The sequence below is a fragment of the Acidobacteriota bacterium genome, assembly GCA_019347945.1.
Classification (GTDB): Bacteria; Acidobacteriota; Thermoanaerobaculia; order Gp7-AA8; family JAHWKK01; genus JAHWKK01.
This window is the reverse complement of sequence record JAHWKK010000032.1, coordinates 1-19,306: the sequence shown is the minus strand read 5'-3', so window position 1 is coordinate 19,306 and position 19,306 is coordinate 1. Positions and strand designations below refer to the sequence as shown.

12 protein-coding genes are annotated in these 19,306 nt (G+C 62.8%); 6 read left to right on the top strand and 6 right to left on the bottom strand.

What is annotated here, in order from left to right; all coding sequences use genetic code 11:
• The first annotated feature begins 96 nt into the window (after positions 1-96).
• A complete protein-coding gene (locus KY459_15265) occupies positions 97-987 on the top strand; it encodes a YegS/Rv2252/BmrU family lipid kinase (GenBank protein ID MBW3566068.1) in 891 nt (296 codons plus the stop codon).
• A 413-nt stretch (positions 988-1,400) separates the two neighbouring features.
• On the opposite strand, the gene KY459_15260 is transcribed toward KY459_15265, so the two are convergent.
• Positions 1,401-4,655 (bottom strand): amidohydrolase family protein, encoded by a 3,255-nt coding sequence (locus KY459_15260; protein MBW3566067.1) that lies wholly within the window; start codon positions 4,653-4,655, stop codon positions 1,401-1,403.
• Here KY459_15260 and KY459_15255 point away from each other — a divergent pair.
• Positions 4,654-4,824, top strand: coding sequence for a hypothetical protein (locus tag KY459_15255; GenBank protein MBW3566066.1), 171 nt, complete (start codon positions 4,654-4,656; stop codon positions 4,822-4,824). The genes KY459_15260 and KY459_15255 overlap by 2 nt on opposite strands.
• A 284-nt stretch (positions 4,825-5,108) precedes the next feature.
• Here the strand turns inward: KY459_15255 and KY459_15250 are convergent, their stop codons facing one another.
• The 3 genes from KY459_15250 to KY459_15240 form a co-directional block, all read right to left on the bottom strand.
• Complete coding sequence (locus KY459_15250) at positions 5,109-6,077, bottom strand: deoxyhypusine synthase family protein (protein ID MBW3566065.1); 969 nt, start codon at positions 6,075-6,077, stop codon at positions 5,109-5,111.
• A 133-nt stretch (positions 6,078-6,210) separates the two neighbouring features.
• Positions 6,211-8,346 carry a prolyl oligopeptidase family serine peptidase gene (locus KY459_15245; protein ID MBW3566064.1) on the bottom strand — a complete coding sequence of 712 codons (2,136 nt, stop codon included), beginning with the start codon at positions 8,344-8,346 and terminating at the stop codon, positions 6,211-6,213.
• Positions 8,347-8,415: 69 nt separating this feature from the next.
• Positions 8,416-13,410 carry a tetratricopeptide repeat protein gene (locus tag KY459_15240; GenBank protein MBW3566063.1) on the bottom strand — a complete coding sequence of 1,665 codons (4,995 nt, stop codon included), beginning with the start codon at positions 13,408-13,410 and terminating at the stop codon, positions 8,416-8,418.
• A 118-nt stretch (positions 13,411-13,528) separates the two neighbouring features.
• On the opposite strand from KY459_15240, the gene KY459_15235 reads away from it, so the two are divergent.
• A complete protein-coding gene (locus KY459_15235) occupies positions 13,529-13,750 on the top strand; it encodes a DUF2905 domain-containing protein (protein ID MBW3566062.1) in 222 nt (73 codons plus the stop codon).
• Positions 13,751-13,783: 33 nt separating this feature from the next.
• Here KY459_15235 and KY459_15230 read toward each other — a convergent pair whose 3' ends face one another.
• Complete coding sequence (locus KY459_15230; protein ID MBW3566061.1) at positions 13,784-15,319, bottom strand: YifB family Mg chelatase-like AAA ATPase; 1,536 nt, start codon at positions 15,317-15,319, stop codon at positions 13,784-13,786.
• Between the two features lie 151 nt (positions 15,320-15,470).
• The gene (locus KY459_15225) at positions 15,471-16,166 is read right to left on the bottom strand and encodes a YceI family protein (protein ID MBW3566060.1); all 696 of its coding nucleotides are present in this window, start codon (positions 16,164-16,166) and stop codon (positions 15,471-15,473) included.
• A 133-nt stretch (positions 16,167-16,299) separates the two neighbouring features.
• Between KY459_15225 and ychF the strand changes: the two genes are divergently transcribed.
• The 3 genes from ychF (at position 16,300) to KY459_15210 (ending at position 19,112) form a co-directional block, all read left to right on the top strand.
• Positions 16,300-17,397 (top strand): redox-regulated ATPase YchF, encoded by a 1,098-nt coding sequence (gene ychF, locus KY459_15220; GenBank protein ID MBW3566059.1) that lies wholly within the window; start codon positions 16,300-16,302, stop codon positions 17,395-17,397.
• 10 nt (positions 17,398-17,407) lie between these two features.
• The gene (locus tag KY459_15215; protein ID MBW3566058.1) at positions 17,408-18,268 is read left to right on the top strand and encodes a lysophospholipase; all 861 of its coding nucleotides are present in this window, start codon (positions 17,408-17,410) and stop codon (positions 18,266-18,268) included.
• A 199-nt stretch (positions 18,269-18,467) separates the two neighbouring features.
• A complete protein-coding gene (locus KY459_15210) occupies positions 18,468-19,112 on the top strand; it encodes a UdgX family uracil-DNA binding protein (GenBank protein ID MBW3566057.1) in 645 nt (214 codons plus the stop codon).
• Positions 19,113-19,306 lie beyond the last annotated feature (194 nt).

Below are 19,306 nucleotides of genomic sequence, written 5' to 3'. Positions count from 1 at the left end.
TTTTCTCCTCCCTGATGAAAGTATCCCCCGCTTGCTCGTCGCATTGCAACCGATCGCGGGTTCCGCCCGGAGGTTCTGCTACTCTCCGCCCGGAACATGAAGACCCTCTTCATTCTCAATCCTCGCGCCGGAAAACCCCGCGACAGGAGGCTGCTCGAGGAGACGATCTCCTCGATTGCGGGCTCCATGGGAAGGAGCTTCGAGATCCTCAGCTCGAGCTCGGTCGCCGAGACCGATCAGTACATCGAATATGCCCGACAGGAAAGCTTCGAAGTCGTCTGTGCCGTCGGCGGAGACGGCAGCGTGCACGAGATCGGAAAACGGCTGATCGGGTCGGACATCGCGCTCGCCATCCTTCCGACCGGCTCGGGCAACGGGATCGCCCGCCACCTCGGGATTCCCTGCGACCCGGCTGCCGCCCTCGAGACGTTCCGGCAGGCTCGGATCGAGCGGATCGACACGGGACTCGTCAACGGTGATCCCTTCCTCGGAATCTTCGGCATCGGCTTCGATGCAACCGTCGCACATCGCTTCGCGGACGCCGGACGCCGCGGTCTGGCGAGCTACGTTCAGGAAGGTGCCCTCGCCTGGTGGTCCTATGCACGGGAGACCTACCGGCTCGAGATCGGAGAGGAGACCGAAGAGCACGAGGCACTCCTGATCGCGGTCGCCAACTCCGGCCAGTACGGCAACGAGGCAAGAGTGGCTCCGCTCGCATCACTCCAGGACGGCACCCTCGACATCGCCATCCTTCGCGACGCATCGATCCTGGGAGCCCCGCTTCTTCTCTGGCAGCTGTTCACCGGCAGATTCAATCAGGCCAGCGCAGTGTCGATCCGGCGCGCCCGCCAGGGGCGGATCATCCGATCGAAGGAGGGGCCCGCTCACGTCGACGGCGAGCCGCGAGACCTCCCCGCCGAGATCGAGTTCGAGGTCCGGGAGAGCTCACTCGACGTCCTGGTCCCCGCGGACGTCCGGAAATTCTGAGGGATTAGGGATCAGGGATCAGGGATCAGGAGCCAGGATTCAGGATTCAGGATTCAGGAGCCAGGAGCCAGGCGTCCGCCTCATCCCGAGCTCTGCGTAGTTGGAGGGGTCCGACCCAGCGAAACGCTAACCGTTTCGCCAGATCATTAGGAGGAGCGCCAGCGACGAAGGACCGGGGCTGGGTCGTGAATCCGCGTAATGCCTTTGCGCGCCTCTGCATTCATGAGCCCCCGACCAGATCCTTCGCCGTCCTTCGGCGGCTCAGGATGACGAGGAGGGTTGAAGCGAGGGATCTCCGACTTTGAGAGTACAAGTCAGACAAAGCGAAACGCTGACCGTCTCGCGCAAATCCTGGTTCCTGGATCCTGGTTCCTGGATCCTGGTTCCTGGATCCTGACTCCTGGATCCTGCCTCTACTCTCTGTTGAACCAGAACCGCTCGGGGACGAAGTCTCCGGTTCCGATCTCCCTGATCTCCATCGCGTCGTAGAGGCGCCCGTTGACCATCGTGTAGCGGACACTGGTCGAGTTTCGGATGTCCTCGAGCGGGTCGGCGTCGAGCACGATGAGATCCGCGAGCTTGCCTGGCTCGAGCGAGCCGATGTCGCCGTCGAGACCAACGTACTTCGCTCCCGAGAGCGTCGCCGACCGGAGGGCCTCATGATTCGTCATTCCTCCCTGATGAAACATCCACAGCTCCCAGTGGGCACCGAGACCTTCTCTCTGCCCATGCGCGCCGAGCTGCACTTCCACCCCTTCGTCGACGAGCTCCGCCGCGATCCGCGCATTGTTGAAGTGATTGAAGTCCTCGTCTGCCGCCTGGATCGTGCGGCGTGCTCTCGCTTCGACGTACTCACGCGGCGTATAGCGGAGCAAACGTTCGTCCTCGTAAACGTTGGTTCTCGAGTACCAGTACTCTTCGCCGAACAGTCCTCCGAAGCCGACGACCAGCGTCGGCGTGTATGCAGTTTCCGACTGGCGCCACAACTGACGCACGTCATCGTAAATGTTCGCCACGGGAATCGAGTGCTCGATACCCGTATGTCCATCGACGATCATTGTCATGTTGTGCTGGAAGAGGGAGCCACCTTCGGGGACGACCATCATCTCGAGCTCGCGGGCAGCTTCGATCACCTGCTGTCGTTGATCGCGTCGCGGCTGGTTGTAACTCTTCACGCTGAATGCCCCGACCGCCTTGAGCCGGCGGAGGTGCGACCGCGCATCGTCGAGCGATTCGATGATCGCCCTGAACGGCGCTTTAGCTCCATAAAGAATCGTCCCGGTCGAGAAGATACGAGGACCGCGGAGCGCTCCTGCCTTCTGCAGCTCGCTCGCCGCGAAGATCTCGCTCGTGTCGTTCGACGGGTCATGAATCGATGTGACACCGTAGGCGAGGGACGAAAAGAGATACCAGTTCTGCTCCGGAATGATCTCGTCGCTCCCCATCGAGCCGTGCCAGTGAACATCGATCATCCCCGGCATGATCGTCTTGCCGGAGACATCGACGACCCGCGCGCTCGAAGGAACCGTCACCGACGCGGTCGGGCCGATCGCTCGAATCCGGTTGCCTTCGACCAGCACGGTTCCGTCGGCGATGACTTCGTCACCGTTCATCGTGATGATCTTCGCGCCGCGCAGAGCGACCATGCCGGCCGGCTCGTCGTAGGGAAACATGAAACCGATCGGAGTGCCGCTCTCAGCCAGCGGTGGGAGCTCTTCCGGGGCGCCGTCGAAAAACGCGAACGATTCCCGCAGCCCTCTCGAGAAAAGCTCCGGGCCGAGCGCCCAGTAGAGCGTCCGCGAATCGCCGGACCAGTGCAGATACTCACCAGCGTCTCTCGACACTTTCGTCATCGGAACGGTCTCGCTCCGAGGACCGATCGAGACCGTCTTTCCGGTGAAGACGAACGGCGTGATCCACGCGTTGAACTGCTCGGTGAACGCCAGCCATCGTCCGTCGGGGGAGATGGCCATCTCGGTGGCCTCTTCACTGATGTAGAGAGTCCTCTCGTCACTTCCGTCGAGATCGATCCTCCGCAGTCCCCGCTTCCCCTCCCCTTCCGAAGCCATGAAGTAGAGAGTGTCGCCGGAGAATCCGAATTGAGGGGCGTACCCATGGTCGGTGATCTGAACGGGTTCTCCGCCACGGACGGAGACTCGGTAGAGGCCGGTGTCCCAGGAGTAGGCCGGCGAGACGAGGTGTCCGCCCGATCCGCGGCGGAAGACGATCGTCGATGCGTCGGGACTGAAGACCGGCTCGAGATAGTGACCGGGAGCAGATGTCACGGCGCGGCTCGCCCCTCCGCTGGCAGGGACGACGCGAATGGCCCCGAGGTCCTGGTCGTCCCACGAGACGTAGACCACCGACCGGCTGTCGCGCGAAAAAGAAGGATAGGCCTCGAAGGTGCCGAAGTCGCGCGTGAGAAGCCTCGGAGTTCCGTTCGGAAGATCGCGAATCCAGAGACGTCCGAGCGCCCCATAGACCACTCGCTTCTCGTCGGGCGATACAGTCACCCACCGGAGCATCCGGACGGGGAACTGCTCCGGGGCGACCTCGATCGGAAAGCGAACGACTCCGGTCATCATCCGCTCGTCCCGGACATGGAACGGTATGTCGGCGACCTCCTTCGATGCGGCATCGATCCGGTTGATCTTTCCATCCGACCAGAAGACGATCGATCGATTGTCGGGAGTCCACGCCATTGTCGGATAGAGGCCATGAATCGCCCAGGTTTCCTGCATGTCCCGATCGAGACCGTCGTAAAGGATGGATGGCTGTCCCGACTCGAGATCGAGCACCTGAAGGGTCGTCATCATTCCGAGCCGACGGATGAATGCGAGCGACCGGCCGTCGGGCGACGGTGTGGGACGGACGGCTCCGCCCGCGCCCGACAGGATCGTGATGGTCTCACCCGTCTGCCGGTCGAGCCGTTTGATCGAGTAGATCCCTTCGTGGGGATTCTTGTTGTACTCGAAGACCGGGCCCGGTGTCGTGTCCTGACTGTAGTAGACGTACCGTCCGTCAGGGCTGAATGCCGGTTCTCCTAGGTCCTTCTGCTCGTTCGGCTTTTCGGTCATCTGCAGCCCGTCGCTTCCCGAGCGGTGGTACAGCCAGATCTCTCCGGCCCCGAGAGAGCGGCGGGAGGTGAAGTGCTTGCGAGCGGCGATGAACTCTCCGTCGGGAGACCACGCGGGGCTGTTGAGCAGGCGGAAGGTCTCGCTGCTGACCTGCTGCGGATCGGATCCGTCGCGTTTCATGATCCAGATATTGTCGCCACCAGAGCGGTCGCTCGTGAACGCGATCCATCGTCCGTCGGGGCTGTATCGCGGCTGCATGTCCCACTCGACCCCCGACGTGAGATTTGCGGCTTCCCCTCCACCGATCGGAATCGTGTAGAGGTCACCGAGGAGGTCGAAAACGATCTCGCGACCATCGGGGCTGACATCGAGGCTCAGCCAGGTCCCCTCCGTGACATCGATCGTCGCGGTGTGGTGCGGCCCGGGAGGATTCGATGCGTCCCACTTCTTCGGCTCTTCCCCCTCCTGCTTTTCGGCAACCTCCTCCGGCAGGGGCGCCGGATCGCCTTCGTGTCCCTGATCGGGCGGATCCTGAGCGTACGCGAAGAGGGCGGCGAGAGCGAGCGTGAGGGCGAGCAACGATCGTTTCATGATTCCTCCCGAAATTTCGGGCGCCAGTCTAACAGGGCCGGGAGACAGGATTCAGGAGACAGGATTCAGGATTCAGGATTCAGGAGACAGGATTCAGGATTCAGGAGACAGGATTCAGGAGAGAGGAGAAGCGGGGTTCAGGGATGTGAGACTTGAGGAGAGGATATGAGGATGTGAGGTGGAAAGCCCCACCCCCTTGTCATCCTGAGCCGCCAAGGACGGCGAAGGATCTGGGCGGGGGCTCTTGTCTGAATGATGGGGAAAGACACCACGGTAATTCACGACCAACCCCCAGATCCTTCGCCGTCCTTCGGCGGCTCAGGATGACAAGGTGAGAGATCGAGCACAGCGACTCGGAATCTACCCCGCTTCTCGCTGAATCCTGAATCCTGGCTCCTGGCTCCTGGCTCCTGTCTTCTGAATCCTGGCTCCTGAATCCTGATCCCTGTCTTTCTACATTCCGAGAATGTAGGCGAACATCAGCGGCACGACGATCGAAGCGTCGGACTCGATGATGAACTTCGGGGTGTCGACCCCGAGCTTTCCCCAGGTGATCTTCTCGTTCGGAACCGCGCCGGAGTAGGAGCCGTAGCTGGTCGTGGAGTCGCTGATCTGACAGAAATATCCCCACAGCGGAACATCGTCGCGGCGCAGGTCCTGGTGAAGCATCGGAACGACACAGATCGGAAAGTCTCCCGCGATCCCTCCGCCGATCTGGAAGAACCCGATCGATGACTTTTTCGAGGTTTCGGTATAGATCTCGGCCAGCTCGATCATGTACTCGATCCCGGTTCGGACGGTATGGACGTTCTTCACGTCCCCGTCGATGCAGTGGCCCGCGTACATGTTGCCGAGCGTCGAGTCCTCCCAGCCGGGAACGAACATCGGGAGATTCTTCTCGGCGGCGGCGACCAGCCAGGAGTTTTTCGGATCGATCTGCGTCTCGAGCTTTCCATCGAGGAGGATCTGATACATGAACTCGTGAGGAAAGTACTGCTCCCCCTTCGCATCGGCGTCCATCCACCGGTCGAGAACCGCCTTTTCGATTCGCCGCATCGCCTCGTGCTCCGGGATGCAGGTATCGGTGACGCGGTTGAGGTGCCGCTCCAGCAGTCGTGCTTCGTCCGCGGGAGTCAGCTCGCGATAATTCGGAACGTGCTCGTAGTGATCGTGCGCCACCAGATTGAAGACGTCTTCCTCGAGGTTCGCCCCCGTGCACGTAATGAAATGAACCTTCTCACGACGGATCATCTCCGCGAGGCTCAGACCGATCTCTGCGGTGCTCATCGCACCCGCCAGTGTGACCATCATCTTTCCTCCCCGGTCGAGATGGTCGTTGTAGCCCTTCGACGCCGCCTTGAGCGCGGCCGCATTGAAGTGGCGGTAGTGATGATCGATGAAGTCGGTGATCGGTCTGGTCATTAGGTAAGGATATAAGGATGTGAGGATGTGAGGATGTGAGGATGTGAGGATGTGAGGATGTGAGGATGTGAGGATGCAGCCTGGCAATCGGTAACCGGCAACCGGCAACCGGCAACCGGCAACCGGCAACCGGCTACTCTTTACGGTCGATCCGGCGCGCCGCTGGCTCTTCCCCCGAGCCTCCGAGCTCGCGCCAGAGATGCGTGTACGACAGCGCGATCCGGTGCGCAGTCTGTTCGTTGGTGCTGCTCGCGCCGTGGCCTCCCTCGATGTTCTCCCAGTAATAGACCTCTTCGCCGAGCTCGAGAAGCTTCGCGACCGTCTTTCTCGCGTGTCCCGGGTGAACCCGGTCGTCGCGCGTCGACGCGTAAACGAATGTCGGCGGATAGTCGACGCCATCGCGGAAATTCTGGTACGGCGACCACATCCGCATGTACTCCCAATCCGCAGGAACATCGGGATCGCCGTACTCGGCCATCCAGCTCGCCCCGGCCAGAAGCTCGTGATAGCGCTTCATGTCGACCAGCGGTGATCCGACGATCGTGGCGCCGTAAAGATCGGGTCTGCGCGTCATGGTGGCGGTGACGAGCAACCCTCCATTGCTTCGCCCCTCGATCCCGAGATGCTCCGGCGATGTGATTTTCCGCTCGATCAGATCCTCGGCAATCGCCTCGAAGTCTTCGAATGAACGAGGCCGGTTCTCACGAAGAGCGGCCGCATGCCACGCGGGTCCGAACTCTCCCCCGCCGCGAATGTTCGCAAGAACGAACACCCCGCCTCGATCGAGCCAGCCCTTCCCGTACGCCCCGAAGTGCGCCTCGTACGACCCGGAGTACGACGGCGTCAGCGCGTTACGGAATCCGCCGTACGAGAAGATGTGGGTGGGATTCGTTCCGTCGAGCTTCGTCCCTTTCCTCATCACGACGAAGTAGGGAACCTTCGTTCCGTCTTTCGACGTCGCCCAGTTCTGGCTCACCTCGTAGCGCGAGCCGCCGAATGTCGGCTCCTGCGCCACGACCTTCACCGGTTTCCAGGAGGGACCGGAAACGAAATAGAGAGTCGGCGGCGTGGTGAACGACTCGTACTGAACGAAGAAGTTGCCCGTTGCGTCGTCGACCGAGCCGACGTTGATCGCTCCGTTGTCCGGAAACGAGATCTCCCTCCGGGTCCAGCCATCCTCGCCCCGCTCGTAGCGGTAGAGGCGTCCTCGTACGTTGTCGAGCATCGTGACGAGAATGCCCTCCTTCGTCGTTCTCACCGACTCCACGACCTCGCTCGCGTCGGGTCTGACGAGAACTTCGATCTCGCCATCACCCATAAATACCTCGGGACTTCCGATCAGCACCCATCCCTGCTCCAGCCTGGATCCTCCGCGATTCCAGTCCTCCTTCAGCGAGATGACCAGTTCGCCCTTGTACGCCCCTTCGATCTCGGCGCTGTCGGGAAGGGCGAGGGGCCGAGGCTCGTCCCCCCCGAGATAGATGTAGTCGTTCGTCCAGAACGTCGGACTCTCGTTGACGAGATCGACGGCGACCTCGTCGCCGTGCAACCTGTAGGCGGCGACCGCAACCGAGTCGATGTCTCCTTCGCGGATCATCTCCGCCTGAGCCAACGGAGTCCCCCGTTTCCAGAGCTTCGCGATGCGCGGATAACCGGAGGTCGTCATCGTGCCGGTGCCGAAGTCGGTGCCGATGTAGACGGCGTCTTCGTCACGCCATGAAATCCGGTGTTTGGCGACCGGAAGATTGAACCCGTCCTCGACGAACTCCAGCTCCTCGAGGTCGTACTCACGCACCATGACGGCGTCGGTTCCCCCGGGCGAAAGCGACAGCAGGCACTTTCGGTACTCCGGTTCGAGACAGTTCAGCCCTCTGAATACCCATTGCTCGCCATCGGCCTTCGACATCGCATCGATGTCGAAGATCGTCTGCCATTCGGGGTCTCCGGAGCGAAAACTGGCGAGCGTCGCGCGCCGATAGATCCCTCGAGGATGCGCTTCATCCTTCCAGAGGTTGTAGACGTAATCGCCGCGGATCGACACCGAGGGGATCCGGCTCTCGGAATTGAGAGCGGCAAGCGCATCGCGGTACAGCTGGGGATAGATTTCCTCCGATTCGAGCTCTTTCGCGGTCCTGGCATTCTGCTCGCGCACCCAGGCCATCGCACGCTCGCCATCGATATCCTCCAGCCATATATAAGGATCCTCAGTGGTCTGAGCCATCAGGGGTGTCGCTGCCATGATCAGGTTCAAAAGGAAAGTCTTCGGCATTTCTACTCCTCGAGGTGGATTGCAGATCTTCAGACATTGGTCGGCGTGCCGGTTCGATGCCCGCCTGAGTCAGCGGAGGATCAGGCTGAAGCGCCGCTTCCAGACGAGCCAGCCGGTGCCCTCGCTCCTTCTGATGAGCCGCAACGCCGCGAAAAACAGACGCCGCACGAGATCGTTCCTCGGAAGGATAGTGCGGTAGGACTTCATGGCGATGTCGAGATGTGCGTCGACTCTCTCGCGCCAGCCTTCGTCGCGACCCCCGGCCTCGAGGACTGCAATCGTCAGGCTCCTGATCGCGATGTGGGCCGCATCCAGCTCCGCGGGATCAGCGTCACCGAGCAGAGCGCCGGCCTCCGCGGCGAAATCTTTCGCAGCGTCCCAGGCAGCCCATGTGGCATGCCACGAGCGCGAGTGATCGGGAGCAAGCTCCATCGCAAAGCCAGTCGCCGCTGCTCCTCTGTCGTCGTCGCCGAGATGGCGATGAGCGAGCGAGACATTAAGAAGCATCCAGGGCTCGAGCCCCTCGCGACGTTCCCACTCCCCGGCGAATTCGAGCGTCTTCCGGTACTCCCCGAGCGTCGAGAAGCTCCACAGCATGGTGCCCCACAGCTTCGGATGAGACCGGATCGACGAGTCGTACTTTTTCCGGATCTTTGCGAGCCGGGAAAGTCCCCCCGGAATCTCGACGAGCGTCTCCAGAAAGGCCTGCATCACTTCCACGAATAGCTCGGATCCCGGTGTCAGCGTCGCAACGTACTTTTCGACCTCTTTCCATTTGCCGTCACGAACTTCCAGCCGAGCCCATTCGGCCGCCGTCGTCGGGCTCGCCTCGCCGGATCGAACCTGCGCATTCAGGATTTCCCGGACCGGTCCGGCGAGGCCGTGCTCCCCTGCGATCGAGATTGCGGTCGGAAGTCCCCGCCCCGTATCCCCCGGATAGGCGGCGAGCGTCTCGATGACGCGAAGCGCGATGTCGAGATCTCCCATCGAGGTCGCGAGCCGGACGCGGCGCCACTCCGCTTCACCCGGCTGGCGCTGGCGCTCGATGGCCTGAAGCGCCTTCTCCGCAACTGTCCAGCGCTTCCGATCGATGCCGAGGTCGAATAGCACCGACGCGCTCCATCCGTCATAGGGATCGCAGCGGAGTGCGCGCTCCAGGGCCTTTTCCGCTCCCACCAGGTTCTCGGAAAAGAGCTCGGCATCGGCGAGCCTGTTCCAGGAGACGACATTCTCCGGTTCGAGCCGGGTGAGACGGGCTGCCTGCTTCCGATAGTTCACCGCGTCGCCGACACTCACGTACATCTCGGCAAGCTTCTCGACTCCCCATCGGTAATCCGGATTCTCGGCGAGGAGGTCGCCCATCTCGGCGATCGCCTGCTCCGTCTCGCCGCTTTGACCACGGACCCATGCGATCCTGCCGCGAATCCCGACCGGCAGAACTGTCTGACCGCTTCCGAAAGACTCGAGCAGCTCGATCGCTTCGTCGAACCGGCCGAGCTGGACCAGCGTTTCGGCCAGTGCGTGGTAGCCGTCGTGGAAGAACGGATCCTGGCGGATGGCGCCCTCGAGAATGGCAATTTTCTTTTCCGGGTCGATCTCCGACTCCGCCCTCGCGATCGGAATCCGCGGGTCGCCGGGACGCTGGCTGGCGATCTCCTCAGCGACCTCCGCGACCCGGCCCGGCTCTCCCATTCGCTCAGCCGAGGCGCGTGCTCCGGCCCAGGAGTCTTCCATGTGCGGCGCGAGCACGAGCGTGCGGGTGAAGTACCGGAAGGCCTCTTCCCAGTTACCCGTCATCCAGGCGACTCGCGCGAGATTGTAGGGAATCAGAGGATCGAGCGGGCTGCGAGCCGATGCCTCTTCGAGAAGCTGCTTCGCCTGACTCACCTCCTGCCGGTTGAGCATGACGTTGGTCAGATTCACGACCGCCTCGGAGGCGGTCGGATCGAGCTCCATGACCGTCTGGAGAGTCCGGCGCTGTTCATCCTCGTTTCCTGCGGCTCCGTACGCATCGGCTGCCCGCAGCCACACCATCGGAACGAACGGGAAGCGCTGCACCAGGCCGCGGGCCACCTCGACTGCATCCTCGGCCCGTTCGAAAGCCACCAGGTGTCGCACGAGAAGCGTTCCTCCCATCCACTGGTGAGGATGCGCTTCGTGGAGCTTTCTGAGGAACTGTGACATCTCATCCCAGAGAAACAGCTCCCGGCTTCCTTCGTACCAGCTGACAATCGCGTCGGGGCTCGCCTCTGATTGCATCATCCGCTCGAGAATCGTCGTGGCTCTCTCGCGCCTCTTCTCGTCGCTGTCCCCCATTGTGAGAACGGAGTAGACGGCGTAGGGCTCGCTGATGCCATCCGCGATTGCGTCCTCGAATGCCGCCAGTGCTTCCTCGGGTTTGCCCAGCTGCTCGAGAATCCTGCCGCGCAGGCTCGAAGTCGATGGATCGCGTCCTTCGATCCTCTCGGCCGCTTGGAGCTCGCCCAGCGCATCCTGTTCGCGCCCCGCCTCCGCGTAGACGATCGCGAGCTCGCGCCGCGCCCATGTGTCGGCAGGTTCGATCTCCAGCAGTGCACGGATCTCCGCTTCGCGCTCGGCTCTCTCTCCTTCACGCAGATACTCGATCAGCGCACGGCGAAGCGGAAGATGGTACGGAAACCGTTCGATCATCGATCGGAGCATTCCGGCAGCCGCCTCGGGTCCCTCCACCTGCATCGTCAGCTGCGCCACGGACTGCCAGACCTCCGGGGCGAGGGGCTCCCGGTCGAGGACTTTGCTCCACTCGATGAGCGAGTCTCTGAGCCGGCCGCGGTACCGTGCGATCGACGCGCGGACGGAACGCACATGACGATCGTGCGCACGTCCCACAGCCCGTTCGACGAGCTCGTCCGCTCGCGACCACCGACCGTGACGCGCCTCTGCATCGGCGGCGAAGAGGAGCAGATCCCCGTCCTCAGGCCGCATTTCGATTGCCTTCTCCAGGACCCGGAACGCATCCTCCGTGCGGTGCGATTCGAGCAACGCGTTGTGCAGAGTCATCGCCGGCCAGCCTGCCTTGCGGCCATCGCGCTCGAACCGCTCGGTGAGGATCTTCAGCGCCGCTTCCCGCTCGCCGGTCAGAACGGAGGCCATGAAGAACTGCCCCGCCATCCCTTCGTCCATGTCGGCAACCGTCCAGGCGAGCCGGTACAGCTCGGCGCCGAGACGGCGCTCTCCGGCCTGCCAGCGGCGTGACGCCAGAAGCGATATTGATCTCGAATCTCCGGGGATCAGTCGCAGGTGGCGCTCGAGGAGGCGCTCCGCCCGCTGCTCCTGCCCGGCCTCCGAGCTGAGTATCTGCGACAGGGCGAGAAAAGATTCGGCTGCCGGATCTTCTTCGGCGACCAGCTTTTCGAGGATCGCCTTCTCCGCGCCCCGCCCATGCAGCTCCGCCACGATCGGAAGACTCATGTGGAGGATCAGCCGGTCGTCCGGCATCTTCTCGACTTGTTTGTCGTAGATCCGTCCGAGTCCGACCAGGTTGCGATCGTAAGCAGCCATCATCCGCTTGCCTTCGAAGGCGGGGAGACCATCGGGAGATCGCGCCAGAAGTTCCTTCAGCTCGCGCTCCGCGCGCACGCGGTCGTGCTCGTCGAGCGCCTTCTGCATTTCGAACAGACGGTCGCGCTCCCACGATTCGCGAAGCTCGATCGCCTCCAGCTCGCCGGCTGACTCGGCCGGCACCATCACCATGCATCGAGGTCCGGTCGATCGCTGGGTCTCCAGAAGTTTCTCCATGTCGTACTCGGCGAGCGACGGAGCCCCCGGATCCCGCACGAGAAGAGTTCGCCGCCATGCGTCGTATCCGACGACCGCCTGTTCATGTCCACCTCCCGGGAAGTAGGTCGACAGCGTGAACGGCAGCTCCCTGTCGATGAGCTCGACCGCTCCTTCCCAGTCGAGCGTGAACTCGCGGGTGACCCATCCGTTGCGATCCGCCCAGTCCCGCTCGAGGTGGGTGGGCGTGCCGTTGTATGTAATCTCCTCGGCGACCGCCAGATGATCGTTCTCCCGGCTCCAGTGCCGGCCGATCATCGCCACGGTGGTCGGGGCACAGGTCACATGATGCTGTCTGATGAATGGAACCGCGATCTCCTTCCGTCTGCGGTCCCCGGCCTCGGCCCCGAGCCGTTCGGCGATGCGGTCGAGCATCGGGTCGTCCGCCGCCTCGGCCCAACGCTTCGACTCCCCGTAGTTGCCGGCGAGGTAATGCAGATGCGACAGGCTCGCCGCGTGACGTTTGCGAAGTTGCTCGTCCATGATCGGTGAATAGCGCTCGAAAAGCGCCCATGCATTGAGCGCTTCATCGAACATTCTCCGTTCCGCGTAGAGCGACGCGAGAAATGCGCACACCTGCCCCGACTCGATGTGCTCGAGTGCGGACTCGAGGAACATAACCGCATCGATCTGTCTGTCCACGAGCGTGAGCACATGCGCGTGCGCCAGAACCGCGGGATGGAACCAGGGACGCAGTTCGAGCGCTGTCTCGCTGGCGGAGAGCGCCTCCTCGAGACGATCCTCTTTTTCGAACAGCGCGGTACGCTCCACCATCAGCCATGAGCTGTCGGGGGAGATCTCACGTGCTCTTTCCAGCGACTTCTCCGCACGGTCGAAATCGCGCAGATCTCCGAGGACGCCGGCCTCGAGGCCCAGCCAGTCGGACTCGTCCTTCGGGGTCGGAAACTCATCGGGAGCGACCTCCATCATCAGGAGCCGCGCCAGAAGAGGTCCGCGGTAAGATCGGTAGCTGAAGACTCCGTAGTAGCGGGCCCCGGCGTCACCGGGATGACGCCGCCAGGTGCCGTAGAGGTGGCGGCTCCCGGCGCCGACGGCACCGACCTGATTCATGAGACGTCCCGCGAGCACGCGCGCTTCCGGCTGCTCCCATCGCGCAGGATCGCCTGACGATCTCGCTCTTTTCCATGCTTTCAGAAACTGCCCCGCGTCGTAGAGCTTCTGAATCTCTTCGAGATCGGAAAGCGACGGGGTCGGCGATGGTCGGGAGGAGTCCGGGGTCGTCGTCATTGTCACGGCGAGACCGACGATAACCCAATCGGCGGGGAAAGTTCACTGCCAAAGGGGATGAGGATTTAAGGATATGAGGATTCCCGGCCAGGCACCGTCTCTGCGTGAGCCATCGCGCATGGAGCAAACGTCTGCCGGTCAGATGATCGTCTTTGCCGGGATCGCGCTGGTGATCGTCGGCATCCTCGTCTGGTCCGGCGCTCTCTCATGGCTCGGCAGGCTGCCCGGCGACATCAGGATCGAGCGAGATGGATTCCGTCTCTACGTACCGATCACCTCGATGATCGTGATCTCGATCTTTCTGACCGCACTGCTGGCGATCATCCGTCGCTTCCGGTAGTCGGAAGGCGGTTTCGGTGTCGAGCGCTCTGCGTCAGCATCGGAAGTAGGCCTTGTCGAGCGCGCGGTACTGGATCGCTTCGCCGACGTGATCCGGCCGGATGGCGTCGGAAGCATCGAGATCAGCGATCGTTCGCGCTACTTTGAGTACCCGATCCCAGGCACGTGCGGAAAGGCCGAGTCGCTCCACTGCCGTCTCGAGCATCCGCTGGGACGCGCGATCGAGATCGCAGAAGGCACGGAGGTGGCGCGTGGTCATCTGCGCATTCGAATCGATCCGGGCACGGCGAAACCTCTCCCGCTGGCGCGCCCTGGCTTTTTCGACGCGCTCCCGGATCGATACGGAATGCTCTCCCGCCGCCGTCGACGAAATCTCTTCGGGGCTCAGCGCGGGTACCTCCACCTGCAGGTCGATCCGATCGAGAAGGGGCCCGGAGATGCGCGCGAGATATCTCGAGATCTGCATCTCCATGCAGCTGCACCTCCTGCGCGGATCGTTGAAGTAACCACACGGGCATGGATTGAGCGCAGCGGCGAGGGTGAAGCGCGACGGAAACGTCAGCGTCCTCAACGCGCGCGAGATCGTCACATGGCCGTCCTCCATCGGCTGGCGCATCACCTCGAGAACGTCGCGCCGAAACTCCGGAAGCTCGTCGAGAAAGAGAATTCCGTTGTGCGCGAGACTGACCTCGCCCGGTCTCGGACTCGTCCCGCCGCCAACGAGACCAGCGTATGAGATCGTGTGGTGGGGCGCGCGGAAGGGTCGCCGTCTCACCAGGCCTGCTCCCGGATCGAGCAAGCCGGCCACCGAGTGAATCCTCGTCGTGTCGATCGCCTCGGCCGACGACAGGTCTGGAAGAATCGACGGGAGCCTGCGCGCAAGCATCGTCTTCCCCGATCCCGGCGGACCGATCATCATGATGTTGTGGCCCCCTGCAGCCGCGACCTCGAGGGCCCGTTTTCCCGAAGCCTGCCCCCTCACCTCCGCGAAATCCGCGGCATCTTCGGTCTCTTCATCGGAAGCCTGCGTCACGTGCGGATCGATCGCCGATTCTCCGCGCAGGTGATCGACCAGCGCCGGAAGATGCGGAACGCCGATCACGCGCACTCCTGCGACCGAAGCCGCCTCGTTCGCATTGGAGGCGGGAACGACGACTTCCTCGATCGAGCGCTCACGGCTGACGGCGTTCGAGATCGAGAGCGCCCCGCGAATCGGTGCGATCGCGCCATCGAGAGAGAGCTCACCGACGAAGACGCGGCCTCGCAGAACCGACTGGTCGAGATTTCCCGCCGCCACGAGAATCCCGACGGCGATCGGCAGGTCGAATCCGGATCCCTCCTTCCGGACGTCGGCCGGCGAGAGGTTGATCGTCAGATTGCGGCTCGGAAACTCAAAACCGCTGTTGTAGAGGGCGGAGCGGACTCGGGAGTAGGATTCCCTCACCGCGGCGTCGGGGAGGCCGACGAGCGCAAAGCTGGGCAGCTCCTTCTCCCGGCCTGCGTCGACCTCGACCGTAATCTTTACTGCGTCAATACCGAATGTAGCAGCACTCGTAACCTTGGCGAGCATGTCTCGGTCGACCCGATCGCCAATCTCTGAACGCCGGCAAGGTTACCTCGGTCGGAACGAGCGCGCAAGGGATTCCGGAAGGGGCCAAAAACCAGGAGGGCCCGGTGACGCATCGCCGCCGGACCCTCGAGAGCAAAAAAACCGAACTGACCTACTCGGTCGCGGCAGTGTCGGTATCCGGAGCCGGCATCACCGACTCCCCTTCCTCCATCGCCGGGACGACGGACGCCGGTATCGGAAACGTCAGATCGAGTTTCATCTCGACCTCGTCCTGAATGAGATCATCCGGCATTCCCGGGTAGGAAACTCCCCACTGCTGGCGGTTGATCGTGAACTCGGAGACCGCGTGGATCTCTTCATCGGTCAGATTGACCGTCGCCGGAAACGTCACGCTGTTCTCCTGGCCTCGCATCTCCAGATTTCCGGTGATCTCGTAATTACCGTCGGCGGTCTGTTCGATCGAGGTCGACTCGAACGTCGCGGTCGGATACTGCTCGACGAGGAAGAAGTCGCCGGACTTGAGGTGATTCGTCAGGCGGTCGTTGTCCGTCCAGACCGACGTCATGTCGATCTCGACGTCGATGTTCGCCGGTTCGCCGTCGACGTAGCCGAGGCTGGCGTCGAAGTTACGGAATCCGCCATCGTGCTGACCCGTCACTTTGCGTCCGACGAAACTCACGCTGCTCTTGTCCCTGATGGCTTCGACCGTTTCGGTGGTCGCCGATCGATCGGCTGCGACCGGTTCTCCGACCGTGGCTTCCGGAGCCGTGCTCTCCTCGACGCAGCCGACTGCCGCGAATATTGCCGCGGCAAAGACGATCGCGGTGAAATTCCTGTTCAGTTTCATGGTTCCTCCTGTTTCGGATAGCGCATGAGGTCTCTGCGCTCCTCTCGGGCAGAACGCCCGGAATGCCGAAAAGTCTACATGAACTCGAAATGAGCAACGCGACTGATCGGTCACAACTCGCTACAGGAGAGTCATGAGCAGTCTCGCTGCCGGAATCGTCGGACTACCGAACGTCGGAAAGTCCACCATTTTCAACGCCCTTTGCGCTGGTGGAGCGGAAAGCGCGAATTACCCTTTCTGCACTATCGACCCCAATGTCGGCATCGTCGTCGTCCCAGACTCACGCCTCGACAGGATCGCCGAGCTCGCGAAGAGCAAGGAGATCGTGCCGGCCGACGTCCGAATCGTCGACATCGCCGGACTGGTTCAGGGCGCCAGCAAAGGAGAGGGTCTCGGGAACCAGTTCCTCGCCAATATTCGTGAGACGGATGCGATTCTCCACGTCGTTCGGTGTTTCGACGACCCGAACGTCGTTCATGTCGAAGGCTCGGTCGATCCGGCTCGTGACATCGAGATCATCGAGACCGAGCTGCTGCTGGCCGATCTGGACTCGCTCCAGAAGCGTCACGATCGGGTCGCGAAGATGGCTCGCGTCGGCAACAAGGACGCCGCGAACGAAGCAGCCGTTCTCCAGCGAGCGGTCGATGCGGCCTCGGAGGGGACGCCGATCCGCGCGATCGACTGGACGGACGAGGAACGGAGGATCCTTCGCGAATCGAACCTTCTCACGATCAAGCCGGTACTTTTCGTGGCGAACGTCGCCGAAAAGGACCTCGATGAGGAGAGCGAGCACCTGGCGACGGTGCGACGGATCGCGGACGAAAAGGGAGGCGGTCTCGTCGTCATCTCGGGTGAGATCGAATCCCAGATTGCCCAGCTCGAGCCTGAAGAACGACGCGAGTTCCTCAATGATCTCGGCCTCGAGGAGCCGGGGCTGAATGCGCTCATCCGCGCCGCCTACGAGATCCTCTCGCTCCAGACGTTTTTCACGGCCGGTCCGAAGGAAGCGAGAGCGTGGACGATCCGGAAAGGCACCCGGGCTCCACAGGCTGCGGGCCGCATCCACAGCGACTTCGAGCGAGGCTTCATTCGAGCCGAGACGATCTCGTTCGCTGATTACATCCAGGAAGGCGGCGAACAGGGAGCGAAGGCAAAAGGACGGATGCGCAGTGAAGGCAAGGATTACATCGTCAATGACGGCGACGTCATTCTGTTCCGCTTCAACGTGTGATACTGAACGAGTGAGGGGCGACGATTCCATTCACGACTTCAGTCTCGAATCGATGGAAGGGCTGCCGATTCGGTGCACGCTCAGGATCCCTCATCCTGCACGAGGCGTCGCCGTCATCATCCATGGCTTCAAGGGATTCCGGGAGTGGGGATTCTTTCCGTGGCTCACCGAGCAACTCGCCGAGCACGGTCTCGCCGCCTGCCGGTTCGACATGTCGAGAAACGGGATTGGAGACGATCCCGAAACCTTCGAGCGGCTGGATCTGTTTGCCGACGACACCTATTCGACCCAGTTGAACGATCTTCGGGTCGTGGTCGACTCCCTCCGACAACGCCCCGATCTCGCCGACTTGCCGTTTTTTCTGCTGGGCCACTCACGAGGCGGTGCAATCGCCCTGCTCGCCGCGCATGATCTCCGGTTCGTCCAGGCGATCGTCACGTGGAGCGCGATCGCCGACCTCAACAGATGGGACGAGGAAACGATCTCGCGCTGGCGGCAACGAGGTCATGACGAGATCGTCAACAGCCGTACGGGACAGGTGATGAAAGTCTCGACCCGGCTGCTCGATGATCTCGAGACGAACTCCGAACGTCTGGATCTGGAGAAGAATCTCCGCGAGCTCCAGACCCCGCTGCTGATCGTCCATGGGGGCGCAGACGAAACGGTCGATCCGTCCGACGCCCGACGGATCGCCGAGGCGGTGGTCGGATCATCGACCCTTCTCGTGGGGGGAGCCTCGCACACGATGAATGCCATCCATCCGCTGATCACAGTGCCCGACGCTCTCTCGCTGGCCGCCCGGGCCTCCGCGCACTTCATACTTTCCTATTGCTCGATGCGCCAGAGCCTGCTCCGCCATCACGCGCGCTGAGCGCGGCGCGTTCCACGGACATCATCCAGCCGCCGGAATGAGCCGTCCGACCTGTCAGACGGGTCCGACACGTCCGACCTGTCCGACTCGTCTGACTCGTCCCACACGTCCCCCACTCTTCCCGACCGCCTGCGTAGAAGCGTTCACTGGAACATCGTTCGCACGCAATGCGACCGGCCACGAACACCCACGAGATCAAATGACCGCCGCACAGACAGAGCATTTCGACGCCACACCCTGGGTACCGAGCTCGACTGCCCTCTCCCGGCTGGAACGCGCAGCCAGCACCTGCAGAGGATGTCCTCTCTACCTCCATGCCACCCAGACGGTGTTCGGCGACGGGCTGAAACGCTCACGCGTGATGCTCATCGGCGAGCAGCCGGGGGATCAGGAGGACCAGCAGGGCGTACCGTTCGTCGGTCCGGCCGGACGCATTCTCGACGACGCTCTCGCCGAGGCGAGAATCGACCGGGACGAGGTCTACGTCACCAATGCCGTCAAACACTTCAAATTCGAACGGCGTGGAAAAAGAAGGATCCACAAGACTCCGAAGCAGGTCGAGATCGAGGCCTGCCGGCCGTGGCTCGAGGCCGAGCGACGCGCGCTCCGTCCCGACGTCGTGGTCGCTCTCGGAGCGACTGCCGCACGAGCGATTTTCGGCCGCGGCTTCGGATTGATGAAGCAGCGGGGAACGGTCCATGAAACTCCGTGGGCGACTTCGACCCTCGCCACGATCCACCCTTCGGCCGTGCTCCGCGTCGACCGGGCGCAAAGGAGCGACTACATGGAAATGCTCGTCGCCGACCTGACCGTCGCCCGCCGTCTCCTCGAGGCGACCAACTGAAGACAGGCGCGTCCGACCCGTCCGACATGTCCGACCTGATTGAGGACGGGGTCGGGGGGGGGCGAGGGCGGGACGGGCGCGGGGGCGGGGGGGTGGGGGGGGGGGGGGGGGGGTGTGGGGGGGTGGGGGGGGGGGGCGGGCGGCGCGGGGGGGGGGGGGGGGGGGGGGGGGGGGGGGGGGGGCGGGGGGGCGGG